The sequence below is a fragment of the Kitasatospora sp. NPDC048662 genome, from assembly GCF_055587065.1.
Map to the genome: position 1 here is coordinate 388,929 of NZ_JBVJHA010000004.1, position 12,711 is coordinate 401,639.

14 protein-coding genes are annotated in these 12,711 nt (G+C 72.5%); 7 read left to right on the forward strand and 7 right to left on the reverse strand.

Features of this window, described 5'->3' with window-relative positions:
- Window positions 1-3: 3 nt before the first annotated feature.
- Genes ACZ6R9_RS15075 through ACZ6R9_RS15095 form a run of 5 tightly spaced genes read left to right on the forward strand, consistent with a single transcriptional unit; the run spans window position 4 to window position 5,309 of the window.
- Window positions 4-2,724: a sensor histidine kinase gene (locus tag ACZ6R9_RS15075; protein ID WP_465538461.1), complete on the forward strand. Its 2,721-nt coding sequence runs from the start codon at window positions 4-6 to the stop codon at window positions 2,722-2,724.
- Entirely contained in the window at window positions 2,721-3,158 is a 438-nt protein-coding gene (locus ACZ6R9_RS15080; protein ID WP_380477984.1) for a roadblock/LC7 domain-containing protein, read from the forward strand. The genes ACZ6R9_RS15075 and ACZ6R9_RS15080 overlap by 4 nt, the downstream gene beginning before the upstream one ends.
- 44 nt (window positions 3,159-3,202) lie before the next feature.
- Window positions 3,203-3,559 (forward strand): DUF742 domain-containing protein, encoded by a 357-nt coding sequence (locus tag ACZ6R9_RS15085; protein ID WP_380478301.1) that lies wholly within the window; start codon window positions 3,203-3,205, stop codon window positions 3,557-3,559.
- A 1-nt stretch (window position 3,560) separates the two neighbouring features.
- Entirely contained in the window at window positions 3,561-4,124 is a 564-nt protein-coding gene (locus ACZ6R9_RS15090; protein WP_380477983.1) for a GTP-binding protein, read from the forward strand.
- A 51-nt stretch (window positions 4,125-4,175) separates the two neighbouring features.
- Window positions 4,176-5,309, forward strand: coding sequence for an FAD-dependent monooxygenase (locus ACZ6R9_RS15095; protein WP_380477982.1), 1,134 nt, complete (start codon window positions 4,176-4,178; stop codon window positions 5,307-5,309).
- A 55-nt stretch (window positions 5,310-5,364) separates the two neighbouring features.
- Here ACZ6R9_RS15095 and ACZ6R9_RS15100 read toward each other — a convergent pair whose 3' ends face one another.
- The 4 genes from ACZ6R9_RS15100 to ACZ6R9_RS15115 are packed head-to-tail and all read right to left on the reverse strand — an operon-like array spanning window position 5,365 to window position 8,578.
- Window positions 5,365-6,252, reverse strand: coding sequence for an SAM-dependent methyltransferase (locus tag ACZ6R9_RS15100; RefSeq protein ID WP_380477981.1), 888 nt, complete (start codon window positions 6,250-6,252; stop codon window positions 5,365-5,367).
- A 2-nt stretch (window positions 6,253-6,254) separates the two neighbouring features.
- Window positions 6,255-6,893, reverse strand: a complete 639-nt coding sequence (locus tag ACZ6R9_RS15105) for a cysteine hydrolase family protein (RefSeq protein WP_465538462.1) — start codon at window positions 6,891-6,893, stop codon at window positions 6,255-6,257.
- On the reverse strand, window positions 6,890-8,017 hold the full coding sequence (locus tag ACZ6R9_RS15110) for an isocitrate/isopropylmalate family dehydrogenase (protein WP_465538463.1): 1,128 nt from the start codon (window positions 8,015-8,017) through the stop codon (window positions 6,890-6,892). Before ACZ6R9_RS15110 ends, ACZ6R9_RS15105 begins: the two co-directional genes overlap by 4 nt.
- Window positions 8,018-8,047: 30 nt before the next feature.
- Entirely contained in the window at window positions 8,048-8,578 is a 531-nt protein-coding gene (locus tag ACZ6R9_RS15115) for an EF-hand domain-containing protein (RefSeq protein ID WP_465538464.1), read from the reverse strand.
- Between the two features lie 398 nt (window positions 8,579-8,976).
- Here ACZ6R9_RS15115 and ACZ6R9_RS15120 point away from each other — a divergent pair, with 398 nt between their 5' ends.
- Window positions 8,977-10,413, forward strand: coding sequence for a glyceraldehyde-3-phosphate dehydrogenase (locus ACZ6R9_RS15120; protein WP_380477977.1), 1,437 nt, complete (start codon window positions 8,977-8,979; stop codon window positions 10,411-10,413).
- Between the two features lie 82 nt (window positions 10,414-10,495).
- Here ACZ6R9_RS15120 and ACZ6R9_RS15125 read toward each other — a convergent pair whose 3' ends face one another.
- Window positions 10,496-11,101 (reverse strand): CGNR zinc finger domain-containing protein, encoded by a 606-nt coding sequence (locus ACZ6R9_RS15125; RefSeq protein ID WP_465538465.1) that lies wholly within the window; start codon window positions 11,099-11,101, stop codon window positions 10,496-10,498.
- 128 nt (window positions 11,102-11,229) lie between these two features.
- On the opposite strand from ACZ6R9_RS15125, the gene ACZ6R9_RS15130 reads away from it, so the two are divergent.
- Window positions 11,230-11,985, forward strand: a complete 756-nt coding sequence (locus ACZ6R9_RS15130) for an MBL fold metallo-hydrolase (RefSeq protein WP_465538466.1) — start codon at window positions 11,230-11,232, stop codon at window positions 11,983-11,985.
- Window positions 11,986-12,050: 65 nt separating this feature from the next.
- Here ACZ6R9_RS15130 and ACZ6R9_RS15135 read toward each other — a convergent pair whose 3' ends face one another.
- Together ACZ6R9_RS15135 and ACZ6R9_RS15140 are read right to left on the reverse strand one after the other, a co-directional pair.
- Window positions 12,051-12,227, reverse strand: coding sequence for a hypothetical protein (locus tag ACZ6R9_RS15135; RefSeq protein WP_465538467.1), 177 nt, complete (start codon window positions 12,225-12,227; stop codon window positions 12,051-12,053).
- Window positions 12,191-12,607: a hypothetical protein gene (locus ACZ6R9_RS15140; protein WP_465538468.1), complete on the reverse strand. Its 417-nt coding sequence runs from the start codon at window positions 12,605-12,607 to the stop codon at window positions 12,191-12,193. The genes ACZ6R9_RS15135 and ACZ6R9_RS15140 overlap by 37 nt, the downstream gene beginning before the upstream one ends.
- Window positions 12,608-12,711: the final 104 nt, after the last annotated feature.

Sequence of the window (12,711 nt, forward strand, 5' to 3'; positions counted from 1 at the left end):
CTCGTGCTGGCCATCGTCCCGGCAGTGGCGCTGGCCGCCCTGTGGGCGGTCACCAGCGGACAGCTCCTGTACTCCTTCCAGCGACTGGCCGCCCAGGGCATGCTCGCGGAACAGGCCGGCCAGCCGTCCAACATCGTGTACTACAACCTGCAGGAGGAACGGCGCCTGAGTGCCGAGGTCCTTGCCGGGCACACCGGGGTCACCGAAGCACTGCGCGCCCAGCGCGGCAAGACCGACGAGGCCGTCGCCACGTTCCAGAAGCTGTCCGGCGTCGAGGCCGGCAACGCGCCGCAGGAAGTCCGCGACGCCGTCCACGAGGCCCGGGCCGCGATCAACCAGCTGCCCGCGCAGCGCGCCCTGGTGGACAGCGGCGGCGACCAGCAGCAGGCCGCCGTCTACGGCTACTACACCGACCTGATCGCCGTGGACCTGCGACTGTTCGGAGCGCTCAGCCACGTGGACGAAGGCCGGATCGCCACCGTCTCGGCGCCGCTCGTGGACCTGTTCTGGGGCAAGGAGATGATCTCCCGCGCCGACGCGCTGCTCGCCCGCGGCTGGCCCACCGGCTCGCTGAGCGTCGAGGACTACCAGCAGCTGCGGCAGTCCATCTCCGAGCAGAGCTTCCAGTTCGGCGTCAAGGTCGCGCCCAACCTGGAGCCCGACCAGGCCGCCAAGTGGCAGCAGATCACCAGTAGCCCGGCCTGGCTGGCCAAGGGCCGCGCCGAGCAGGACCTGCTGAAGCCCGTCGCGCCCGACCGCAACGGCCGAATCCCGCTCGGCACCGACAAGGACACCTGGCGCCAGTCCATCGACGGCGTCAACCCCGAGCTCGTCGGGCTGATGGAGTACCGCACCGCGGCCATCATCGAGAAGGCCAAGAGCATCACCATCGACCTGGCGGTCCGCCTGGGCCTCACCACCGTGGCCGGCCTGATCGCCCTCGTCGTGGTCGCCCTCACCAGCTGGCGCCTCACCCGCACGCTGCGCCGCCGCATCGGCCGGCTCCAGCAGCAGGCCGAGGACCTGGAGAACGCCCTGCCCGAGGTGGTGGAGCGGCTCGGCAACGGCGAGCAGATCGACGTCGAGGAACACGCCCGCGCGATCGAGCGCGACCCGTGGTCCCGCACCGAGGACGAACTCGCCAAGCTCGGCGAGGCGTTCAACCTGGCCCGCACCAGCGCCCTGCAGGCCGCCGTCGGCCAGGCCGAGCAGCACCGCGCCTACGAACGGCTGCTGCAGCGCATCGCCCGCCGCACCCAGCTGCTGATCGGTCAGCAGCTGAAGAAGCTCGACGAGCTGGAACGCAAGCACGAGGACCCCGAGATCCTCGAAGGCCTGTTCGACCTCGACCACCTCACCGCGCGCCTGCGCCGTTACGAGGAGAACCTGGTCATCCTGGCCGGCGGCACCCCGCACCGGCGCTGGCGCAAGCCCGTCCCGCTGCTGGACGTGATGCGCGCCGCCCAGGGCGAGGTGCAGGACTACCGACGGGTCGTCATCGACCTCGACGGCAGCCCCTGGGTGTCCGAACGCGCCGTCGGCGCGGTCGCCCACGTGCTCGCCGAGCTGATCGAGAACGCGCTGAGCTTCTCCCGTCCGCCGAACCCCGTCGAGGTCCGGGCCGGCCGGGTCAGCCGCGGCGTCGCGATCGAGATCGAGGACCGCGGCCTCGGCATGGACGAGGAACAGATCGACGAAGCCAACCTGCTGATGACCCGCCCGCCCAAGGCCGACGTGCTGGCCCGCGGCGACGACATCCGCCTCGGCTTCTACGTGGTCGCCCGGCTCGCCCACCAGAGCGGCCTGCGGATCGAGTTCCGGCAGTCCGCGTTCGGCGGCACCCGCGTCGTGGTGCTCGTCCCCGACGAGCTGATCGTCCCCGCGCCGAACGCCCGCCCGCGACTGGTCGCCGCGCCGCAGCCCGGCGGCCTGCCCACCCGGTCCCGCGGCCAGGCGCTGGCCGCGGCGACCTCGCTCGCCCGGACGCCCGACCAGGAGAACGCGCTGCTGGAGCTGCACGCGGCTCCCGAGGAGACCTCGTACCCGCCGGTCGGGGACGGGTACCCGCCGCTGGAGGCCCCGCACGCGCCGATCGACGCCCCGTACGTGCCGATCGAGGCCGCGTACCCGCCGATCACGCCGATCGAGACCCCGTACGGCGCGGGCGACCCGCTCCCGCAGCACGAACAGCAGGACCAGCAGGACCAGCAGGACCGGCCCGGACCGTACGAGGCGCACGAGCCGTTCGGCGCGCAGGACGGGGACCGGCCCACCGCCGGCCACGAGCACCCGTACCCTGCCGAGCTGCCGCCCGCGCAGGCCACGCCCGCGCAGGCCGCGCCCGCTCCGTACGGGGTGCCCGCGCAGTACCGGCCCGCCCCGGCGGCGCCCGCCCCGTACGTGCCGCCCACCCCGGCACTGCCGGGCGCCGAGCCGCCACTGCCGCGCCGCGTCCGCCAGGCCAGCCTGGTCGACGAGCTGCGGATCGACCCGGCCACCGCGCCGGCCGCCCCCGCTCCGCCGCGCTGGGACGAGAACCCGCTGTTCCGACCGGCCCCCCGACGGGCCGGGGCAGCGGTCGGAGCGTTCCAGCGGCGGTCCAGAGAGGCGCGGGCCGAAGCCGCCAAGCCGACCGCGGACACCACCCCGCAGCCCGCCGAGCGGCCCGAGCCCGGTGACACCTGGAACACCCAGACCATCCCGACGAGAGAAGACCGGTCATGACGCGCACAACCTCCACCCACCAGGACCTCGACTGGCTGCTCGACGGCCTGGTGGACTCGGTGGCCGGGACGAGGCTCGCCGTCCTGCTCTCCGACGACGGTCTCGTGGTCAGCCACTCCCGCACCATCGAACGCCCCGACGCCGAGCGCCTCGCCGCCATCGCCACCGGCCAGCAGAGCCTGGCCCGCGGCGTCGGCCAGCTGTTCACCGGCGGCCCCGTCCACCAGGTGATCGTCGAACTCGCCGACCTGTGGCTGTTCGTGATCGCCGCCGGCCAGGGCACCCACCTCGCCGTCGTCGCCTCTCAGGACGTCGATGCCGAGGTCATGTCGCTGGCCATGCACAACCTGGTCCAACAGGTCGGCCAGAAGCTCAGCACCCCGCAGCGCGGCGACTTCGACGCGTTCGCCGCCCGGGGCGGGCAGCGCGGGTGAGCCCCTACTGGGACGACGACGAGGCGGACGACGGCGCGGACAGCATGGTCCGCCCGTACACCATCACCAGCGGCCGCACCGCGCCCGAGCGGGACGACTTCAGCCTCATCACGCTGCTCACGACCGTGGCCGAGCCGGTCGACGCCCTCGGCGCGCCGATCCGGCCGGGCCGGCTGCAGCCCGAGCACCGGCTGATCCTCATCCGCTGCCAGACCCCCGCCGCCGTCGCCGAGGTCGCCGCCGACCTCGACCTGCCGGTCTCCGTGACCAAGATCCTGCTCGGCGACCTCGTCGACCAGGGCCTCCTGACCGCCCGGGCCCCGATCTCGGTGGCCCGGGCCTCGGGCGGCGCCGACCGCGGCCTGCTGGCCGCCGTACGTGAGGGACTGAGGAGGCTTTGAGATGACGATCACCCAGGCGGGAGCCGCCGCGGTCAAGATCCTGGTCGCCGGCGGCTTCGGCGTCGGCAAGACCACCCTGGTCGGCGCCGTCAGCGAGGTCGCCCCGCTGCGCACCGAGGAGTACCTCACCACCGCCAGTGTCGGCGTGGACGACCTGGCCGGCGTCGATCAGAAGACCACCACCACCGTGGCCCTGGACTTCGGCCGGATCACCGTCAGCCCCGAGCTGGTGGTGTACCTGTTCGGCACGCCCGGCCAGGAGCGCTTCTGGTTCATGTGGAACGACCTGGTCAACGGTGCGCTCGGCGGCGTGGTCATCGCCGACACCCGCCGGCTGGAGTCCAGCTTCGCCTCGATCGACTTCTTCGAGAGCCGGGGCATCCCGTTCGTGGTCGCGATCAACTGCTTCCACGGCGTCAACACCCGTACCGACGAGGAGATCCGGGCCGCGCTCGACCTCGACCCGCACGTGCCGATGCTGGTCGGCGACGTCCGGGAGCGGGCCTTCGGCCGGGACGTGCTGCTCTCCCTGGTCGATCACCTGATGGCGCTGCCCGTCGGCTGACCTTCCTGCGGGGCCACCGCGCCCCCACCCCCGAACCCATCGGAGATGACCATGGCAACACCCCTGCGTGTCCTCGTCCACGGCGGCGGCATCGGCGGACTCACCCTCGCCGTCGCCCTCGCCCGCCGCGGCCACAGCGTCGAGGTCGCCGAGCTCCGCGAGCAGTTCGACGCGCTCGGCGTCGGCATCATCCAGCCCTCCAACGCCCTGCACGTGATGCGCGAACTCGGCATCCTGGAGGACTGCCTGGCGGTGGGCTTCGAATGGGAGGTGCTGACCATCTGCGACCCGGCCGGCCACCCCGTCGCGAAGATCCCGCAGCCGCGGATGGACGGGGCCCCCGCCAACAACGGCATCCCCCGCCCGGCGCTCGCCCAGGTGCTCGGCCGGGCCGCCACCGAGGCCGGCACGCGCGTCCACTTCGGCACCACCATCACCGAACTCGCCGACGACGGCGAGGGCGTGGACGTCACGCTGTCCGACGGCAGCACCGGCCGCTACGACCTGGTGGTCGGCTTCGACGGCATCGGCTCCCCGCTGCGCACCCGCCTGTACGGCGACCGCTTCCGCCCCGAGTACACCGGCTTCGCCAACTGGCGGGTCACCCTGCCCCGGCGGGCCGACCTGCAGGGTGTGCTGATGAGCACCGGCAACCTGGCCGCGAAGGCGCTGCTCACCCCGATCACCGAGGAACTGATGTACCTGGGCTCGGTGTTCGCCGAGGCCGAGGACTTCCGCCCCGACCCGGAGCGCGCCCACGAGCAGCTCGCCGAGCGGCTGGCCGACTTCACCGGCCCGGTCGCCGAGGCGCTCGCGCAGATCACCGACCCGTCCACCGTGGTCTACTCGCGGATCTCCCAGGTCACCGTGGACGCGCCCTGGCACGTCGGCCGGGTGGTGCTGGCCGGCGACGCCGCGCACGCCTCCACGCCGCACCTGGCGCAGGGCGCCGCGATGGCCGTCGAGGACGCCCTGGTGCTCGCCCAGGAGCTGGAGGCCGCCGCCGACGTGCCCGCCGCGCTCCGGGCCTGGGAGGACCGCCGCCGCCCGCGCGCGATGTTCGTCCAGGCGCTGTCCCGGGCCATCCTCAAGCAGGAGACCGGCACGCCCACCACCCCGGAGGAGGACGAACTCCTCAAGATCGGTGTCCCAGGCGCCGCGCACGTGCTGGTCGAGCCGTACTGACCGTCCCTCGCACCGAAGCGGGGCCGGGCGTCAACCACCCGGCCCCGCTGTTGCATTATCGGCCCTTGACGCAGGTGACCCACCGGTTCGCGGCCAGCGCGTCGTCCGGCTCCGGGCGCGGTGCCCGGGCCAGCCCGGCCGCGTGGTCGAACGGCGTGCGGACGGTGGTCGCCCAGCCCAGCGCGGCCAGGTGCGCCGCCGTGTCCGGGCGAGGTCCGGGGGCGAACAGCCCCAGCAGATCGACGCCGATCCTGGTCCGGGCGGCCTGGTACACCGGGTTGGCGCGCACCTTGGCCGCCTCCAGACCGATCTTGACCTCGTACGCCAGCGTGGAGCCCGGCGCGCTGAGCTCGTCCAGCGCGCCCGCCACCTGCAGCTCGGCCTCGGCGGGCAGGTACAGGAACAGCCCTTCGGCGAGCCAGGCCACCGGCAGCCGCGGGTCCAGCCCCGCGTCCGTCAGCGCCTGCGGCCACGGGCCGCGCAGATCGACCGCAACGGTGCGGCGGCAGGCCGACGGGACGGCCTCCAGCTCGTCCAGCACCCGCTGCTTGAAGGCCAGCACCTCCGGCCGGTCCAGCTCCCACACCGTGGTGCCGGGCGGCCAGGGCAGGCGGTGCGCGCGCGAGTCCAGCCCCGCGCCGAGCAGCACCACCTGGCGCACCCCGGCCCGGGCGGCCGTCAGCAGGTGCGCGTCCAGCACCCGGGTGCGCAGCGCGAAGTAGCTCGCCAGCCGGCCCCACAGCGGGTCGCCCGGGGCGATCTCGTCCGGGTTCAGTGGCCAGTCGGCGCAGCCCGGGTCGGCGCGGACGTAGTGTTCGGCGAACTGGTCGACGGCCAGCGCGTCGGGCCGGCGGGCCTCCAGCGCGCGGGCGTGCGCGACCAGCAGCGCGGTGCGGCCGACGCCGGCGGTGACGCCCGGGTCGTCCAGGACGGTGGCGCTCATGGTCACGACTGCCCTGCCCCGGCGGTAGCAGGGGTGGTCAACTCCGGGAGCACGAAGGGCTGTTCGTCCCCGAGGTCGGTGATCCGGGCACCGTACACCTTGGTCATGAAGCGCAGGATGTCCTGGTCGGCGAGGTGCAGTGCGGCGGTGCAGTCACGCAGCACGGTGAGGTGGAAGCCGCGCTGGAAGGCGGTGCGGGCCGTGGAGTCCACGCACACGTCGGTGAACACGCCCGCCAGCACCAGGTGCTGGATGCCGCGGGAGCGCAGGTACGGCTCGAACGCGGGGTCGAGGAAGGCGTCGAAGCAGGCGAGCTTGGTGAACACCGCCTCCTCCGGGCGGGGCAGGGCGGCGTGGAACTCGGCGCCCCAGCTGCCCTCCAGGCACTTGGGCCGCTTGCCGAGCGCGGCGTCCCGCCGCCGCCAGGCCGGGCCCTGGTGGGCGACATCACCGAGGAAACGGACGAACACCACCTCGACGCCGAGCGCGCGGGCCCGGTCGACGGCGGTGGCGGTGCGCTCGGCGACCCGGGCCAGCCGGGCCGGGTCACCGGGGAAGCGGGCGGCGGCGACCTCGCCGGCGCAGAAGTCGTTCTGGACGTCGACGACCACCAGGGCCGTCGGTGTGGCGATGGTACTCACCGGGCGCCCGCCCGATCGGTGCCCGAGGCGGCGGCGACGCGGGTCGCGCCCGACCTGGCGGCGGGCACGAAGGGCTTTAACGCGACCCGGAGCTCGCCGAGCACCGCGTCCACCACCTCGGTGGTGCCGGCGGTGCCGCCGAGATCGGGGGTGCGGACCCCGCGGGCGTGGGCGGCGGCCAGCGCCGCCTCGACCGCGGCCTCGGCGCCGGGGCAGTTCGCGTGGCGTTCGGCGATCCGGGCGGCGGCCCGGACGGTGGCGACGGGGTTGACCACATCGAGGCCGGCCAGGGCGTCGGCGGAGCCGTGCACCGTCTGGTACTCGGTGAGGCCGTGCAGCTCCGGGTGGAGGTGGACGTTCTCGGTGCAACGATTCTCCTGTCGCTCCGAGCCGTACCGGTCGAGCAGCACCACGTGCATGATGTCGGCCCACTCGTTGCCCGCGACCAGCACGGTGCGGTCCTCGGGGCCGTGGGTGATCAGATTGCGGTTGACCGTGTCGGGCTGGAACAGCGCGATCTCGATGCCGAGTTCGGCGGACAGCTCGGCCGTCCAGTCGTCCAGGGCGCCGTCCAGCAGGTGGAACTTGTAGGCCATCTGCACCCGCGCGGGACCCTCCGGCCACAGGTCGTGGGCCCGGCGGACGGCGTAGCGCACCACCTGCTCGGTGACGGCGCGGCTGAACTCCATGGTGCGCACCACCTTGCCGGGCGTGTGCCGGTTCTCGCCGGTGTAGAAGCCCTGGGCCTGGTCGCGGACCAGCAGCAGCCGGGCGCCCGCCGCGGCCAGCGGTTCGACCTTGACGGCGGCGAGGCGCTGGCGCACCAGGTACAGCGACTGGGCGTTGATCGCGGTGCGGAACACGGCCCGGACGCCGGCCGCCGCCTGCTCGCGGCAGAACTGCTCGTAGTGCGCGGCGTCCTGCGCGGTGATCCGGGTGATCTCGGCGGTGTCGGCGCACTCGGCGCGCAGCGAGAGGTACGAGTGGTAGAGCCGTGGTGACCGCACCAACTCGGCCTCCACACCGTGCAGTCGGGTGATCCGGCGGAGCACCCGTTCGAAAACGGAGGCGAGGTCCGGGCCGGTGCCGTGGCCGACGGCCAGGGCAATGAGCGGTGCGGTCAAAACGGGCTCCTTCACAAGCGGAGGAAGAGGTCAGAGCGGATTCGGGACCAGGCGGTCGCCGGCGATGCCGACCTTTTCGGGGGAGTAGTAGTCGCGGATGCCCTGGGCCCATACCGCGACCGTGATCCGGTCGGTGGCGTCCGGGCCGAAGGCGTCGAACAGGGCCTCGATGTTGGGCTTCTCGAAGCCGATCGCGGTCATCAGGGCGAGGAAGCGGGGCCGTTCGATCAGGCCGTCGCCGTCCGGGTCGCCGAGCGCGGCCAGCGCGTCGGCGAACACGGCGGCGGTGGCGCCGAACAGCTCCGGGTTGAGGACGAAGCCGCGGAACTCGGTGGGGGTGATCAGGCCGTTGCCGTCGATGTCCAGTGTCTTGGCCATCACCTCCCAGTAGTTGTTGATGCTGTCGGCCAGCGCCTGCCGGTCGGCCTCCGACGAATCGCCGGCGACGGCCAGGACGCGCTCGGTCATCAGATCGAAGTCCTCGGCGTCGAGCACCCCGTTGTCGTTGGCGTCGAACAGGGTGAACACCAGCGCGGCCCGCTGGTAGGCCAGGTGTGGCATGGACGGCCGTCCCTTCCTCGCGGCGGCCCGGCCTCGGACGGCCGGACCTGCACCCCCCGGTATCGGGCGGCCGCCCGGCCGGGGCTCCCACTCTCCTCCATCCGCAGGCGCCAAGTGGCCGAAAATGATGAGACATCACCCCGTGGGGTGATGAATTAGACGTGGGTGAGCTTGGTCACGCCCCCTCGGGCCCGGAACAGAGCTGACGAGGCGTCAGATTCGGTACCGAGCTGCACCGGAGCGGTCGGGGAGTGTCGCGGGTGTGGCCGCGATCACGTCCGGAACGGTCTCCGCGCGGGTACCGCCGCTGGTCAGCGGGGGGACCGCGCCCCGCCGACAGGTTGGCCGAAGCTAGCATGGGGGCGCCTAGCCCTGGCTCTACCCTCGAAAGTTGAATTGTGACTGTCAACGACGACGTGTTCACGGACTGGAAGAACCGCGAGGAGCTCGCGGAGTCGATGATCCCGATCATCGGGAGGCTGCACCGCGAGCGGGACGTCACCGTCCTGCTGCACAGCCGCTCCCTGGTGAACAAGTCGGTGGTCAGCATCCTGAAGACCCACCGCTTCGCCCGCCAGATAGCCGGCGAGGAGCTCTCGATCACCGAGACCTTCCCGTTCCTCCAGGCGCTCACCGCCCTCGACCTCGGCCCGTCCCAGATCGACCTGGGCCTGCTCGCCGCCGCGTACCGTGCGGACGACCGCGGCCTGAGCGTCGAGGAGTTCACCGCCGAGGCAGTGGCCGGCGCCACCGGCGAGAACAAGCTGGAGCGCCAGGCGCCCCGCGACGTGGTGCTGTACGGCTTCGGCCGGATCGGCCGCCTGCTGGCCCGCCTGCTGGTCGAGAAGGCCGGCGGCCTGCGGCTGCGCGCCATCGTGGTCCGCAGCGGCGGCGCCGACGACCTGGTCAAGCGCGCCTCGCTGCTGCGGCGCGACTCCATCCACGGCCAGTTCCAGGGCACCATCACCGTGGACGAGGCGACCAACACCATCGTCGCCAACGGCAACGCGATCCAGGTGATCTACTCGAACGACCCCAGCGAGGTGGACTACACCGCGTACGGGATCAACGACGCGATCCTGATCGACAACACCGGCCGCTGGCGCGACCGCGAGGGCCTGTCCAAGCACCTGCGCCCCGGCATCGCCAAGGTCGTGCTGACCGCCCCCGGCAAGGGCGACGTCCCGAACATCGTGCACGGCGTCAACCACGACACCATCAAGCCGGACGAGCAGATCATCTCCTGCGCGTCCTGCACCACCAACGCGATCGTCCCGCCGCTGAAGGCGATGGAGGACGAGTACGGCGTGCTCCGCGGCCACGTGGAGACCGTCCACTCCTTCACCAACGACCAGAACCTGCTGGACAACTACCACAAGGCCGACCGTCGCGGCCGGTCCGCGCCGCTCAACATGGTGATCACCGAGACCGGTGCCGCCTCCGCCGTCGCGAAGGCCCTGCCGGACCTCAAGGCGAAGATCACCGGCAGCTCGATCCGCGTCCCCGTGCCGGACGTCTCGATCGCCATCCTCAACCTGCAGCTGGCCCGCGAGACCACCCGCGAGGACGTCCTCGACCACCTGCGCGAGGTTTCGCTGACCTCCCCGCTGAAGCGGCAGATCGACTTCATCGACTCGCCCGACGCGGTCTCCAGCGACTTCATCGGCTCCCGCCACGCCTCCATCGTGGACGCGGGCGCGACCAAGGTCGAGGGCGACAACGCGATCCTGTACCTGTGGTACGACAACGAGTTCGGCTACTCCTGCCAGGTCGTCCGGGTCGTCCAGCACGTCTCCGGCGTCGAGTACCCGACCTTCCCCCGCCCGGCCGCGTAACGCTGCTTGTCGGTTCTCTGCGGACCCCGTTCGGCCTTCGTGGCCGGGCGGGGTCCGTTTGTTTCTCAACTCGGGTTGTTTCTCAACTCGGGCTCGTGGCGCGCTTCCTGGCGTAGGCGCGGGCGGCGCGGACGCGGTCGCCGCAGCGGGTCGAGCACCAGTGCCGGGAGGCGTGGGTGCGGACGTAGAACCGGGTGCACGGGGTGCCGCCGCAGGCCGCCAGCCGGTCGGCGTCCGGGCCGGTGAGCAACTCGGCGGCGTCGGCGGCGAGTTGGGCCATCGCATGGTCGGCGATCCGGTCGGCCGGGTGCGGCAGGGCGCGGTGCAGGCCGCGCTCGGCGTCCCAGTGCAGCAGTGGGGTGGACGGAGTGGCGGTGAGGGCCGCGTTGACTGCCTTGAGCGCGTCGGTCGGGGCCGGTTGTCCGGTGGTCCGGGCCGCGATCAACTCCCTTACGGCTTCCCGTAGTTCGTGCAGCCGGGTGGTGCAGGGCTGATATATCCGGCCGCCGACCGGGGCGAGCTCGTGGTCGATCAGCCAGGCGGTGGCCGCCTCCGGCGAGCCGAGCAGGTCGAACGGGCCGGTGGGCAGGCTGAGCAGCGAGTTGGCGAAGTCCAGCGCCGGGTACTGCTCGGCGCCGGGGGCGGGGGAGTGGGCGGTGGTGGCGGTGCGCTGGCTCATGGCCCTCATGGTAGAGGCCTCCCTTGCAGGTGGGGAGTGCTGTCGCCACTTCTTCTCATGGGAAAGCTTGCGGTTCTCCGTGACGGCCCGTTAGATTTCTCTCACGGTAAACCGCTTTCTCTCCCGTGAGGTGCGTCATGACTGCTGCTGTCCCCGCCGTCCAGGTCTTCGGAGGCCCCACCGCGCTGATCGAGTACGGCGGCCTGCGCCTGCTCACCGACCCCACCTTCGACGCCCCCGGCGAATACCCGCTCCCGCGCGGCGGCGCCCTGGTCAAGACCCACCCGGCCGCCGCCGACCCCGCCGCCCTCGGCCCGATCGACGCCGTCCTGCTCTCCCACGACGAACACCCCGACAACCTCGACCACAGCGGCCGCAAGTTCCTCGACGGCGTCCCGCTCACCCTCACCACCCGCGGCGGCGCGGAGCGCCTGGGCGGCACCGCGCAGGGCCTCGCCCCTTGGCAGAGCACCGAACTGACAGGCCGTGACGGCGTGCCCGTGACCATCACCGCCGTCCCCGCCCAGCACGGCCCCGACGGCTGCGAGCCCGTCATCGGCGAGGTCATCGGCTTCGTCCTGACCGGCCCCGGCCTGCCCGCCGTCTACGTCTCCGGCGACAACGCCTCCCTCGACGTCGTCGCCCGGATCGCCGACCGCTACGCCCCGATCGACACCGCCGTCCTCTTCGCCGGCGCGGCCCGCAGCGGCCTCTTCGACAACGCCCTCCTCACCCTCGACAGCACCCACGCCGCCGAAGCCACCCGCCTCCTGGGTGCCCGCCGCGTCGTCCCCGTCCACTTCGACAGCTGGGCCCACTTCACGGAAGGCCGCGAGGCACTCGCCGCCGCGTTCGCCGCCGCCGGCCTGTCCGAGGTCCTCGACCTGGCCTGAACCGAGCTCCCGGTCGGTTCAGCTCGGCCAAGTGCCGGGTGGCGGGCAGTCGAGATGACGCGAGGTCAGGGCTGCCCGCCGAGCCCGAGCTTCTTCACACCGAACGGGGAGAAGATCATGTGGGCGGCCCAGCCGTGGTGGACGAGAGCGACCTGCGAGGGCAGGGGCGTCACCGGATAGCGGACCAGCCCCCGGGACCAGTTCATCAGCAGGCCCTCGGTGGTGTCGACCGCGGAGACCACATCGTCACCTGAAGATTCCCGTCGCCCCAGGTGTTCCACAGGGCCCAGCCCTCGGGCCGGGCCTCGACCCCGAGCCGGGCGCAGGCCTCCTCGTAGGTCTCCTCCATGCCGTCCGGCATCGCCCCGGGCCGCAGGACCACCACGCCCGCGAGCTTCAACTCGGGCCGCTCGTCCTCCTCGTCGAGGCAGCCGTCCCCGGCGAAGTGGTAGTGGCGAAGGCCCCGGGCCAGCGCGTTCACTGCCCGCTGCAAGCGCGTCGCGTCTTCTGCCCCGGGCGCAAACGAGAGCCAGCCTTCGGCCGAGGCGGCGGCCGTCACCGCTCTGGCCAGCAGCTCGATCTCCTTCAGGTGCTCCAACTCGGAGAGTTCAGGTCGCGTCACGGCGGCCAGTCTCCCAGCGAGGTGTGGTCGGGGCACCCCATTTCCGACCCGGCGGATTTCCGTGATCACGATGCCCGCTCTGCTGCCCTCCCCGTGCGCGACGA

Excerpts from the sequence above, each read along its gene's own strand:
- ACZ6R9_RS15080 (WP_380477984.1), top strand. The coding sequence starts at position 2,721 with ATGACGCGCACAACCTCCACCCACCAGGACCTCGACTGGCTGCTCGAC.
- ACZ6R9_RS15085 (WP_380478301.1), top strand. The coding sequence starts at position 3,203 with ATGGTCCGCCCGTACACCATCACCAGCGGCCGCACCGCGCCCGAGCGG.
- ACZ6R9_RS15090 (WP_380477983.1), top strand. The coding sequence starts at position 3,561 with ATGACGATCACCCAGGCGGGAGCCGCCGCGGTCAAGATCCTGGTCGCC.
- ACZ6R9_RS15095 (WP_380477982.1), top strand. The coding sequence starts at position 4,176 with ATGGCAACACCCCTGCGTGTCCTCGTCCACGGCGGCGGCATCGGCGGA.
- ACZ6R9_RS15100 (WP_380477981.1), bottom strand. The coding sequence starts at position 6,252 with ATGAGCGCCACCGTCCTGGACGACCCGGGCGTCACCGCCGGCGTCGGC.
- ACZ6R9_RS15115 (WP_465538464.1), bottom strand. The coding sequence starts at position 8,578 with ATGCCACACCTGGCCTACCAGCGGGCCGCGCTGGTGTTCACCCTGTTC.
- ACZ6R9_RS15125 (WP_465538465.1), bottom strand. The coding sequence starts at position 11,101 with ATGAGGGCCATGAGCCAGCGCACCGCCACCACCGCCCACTCCCCCGCC.
- ACZ6R9_RS15130 (WP_465538466.1), top strand. The coding sequence starts at position 11,230 with ATGACTGCTGCTGTCCCCGCCGTCCAGGTCTTCGGAGGCCCCACCGCG.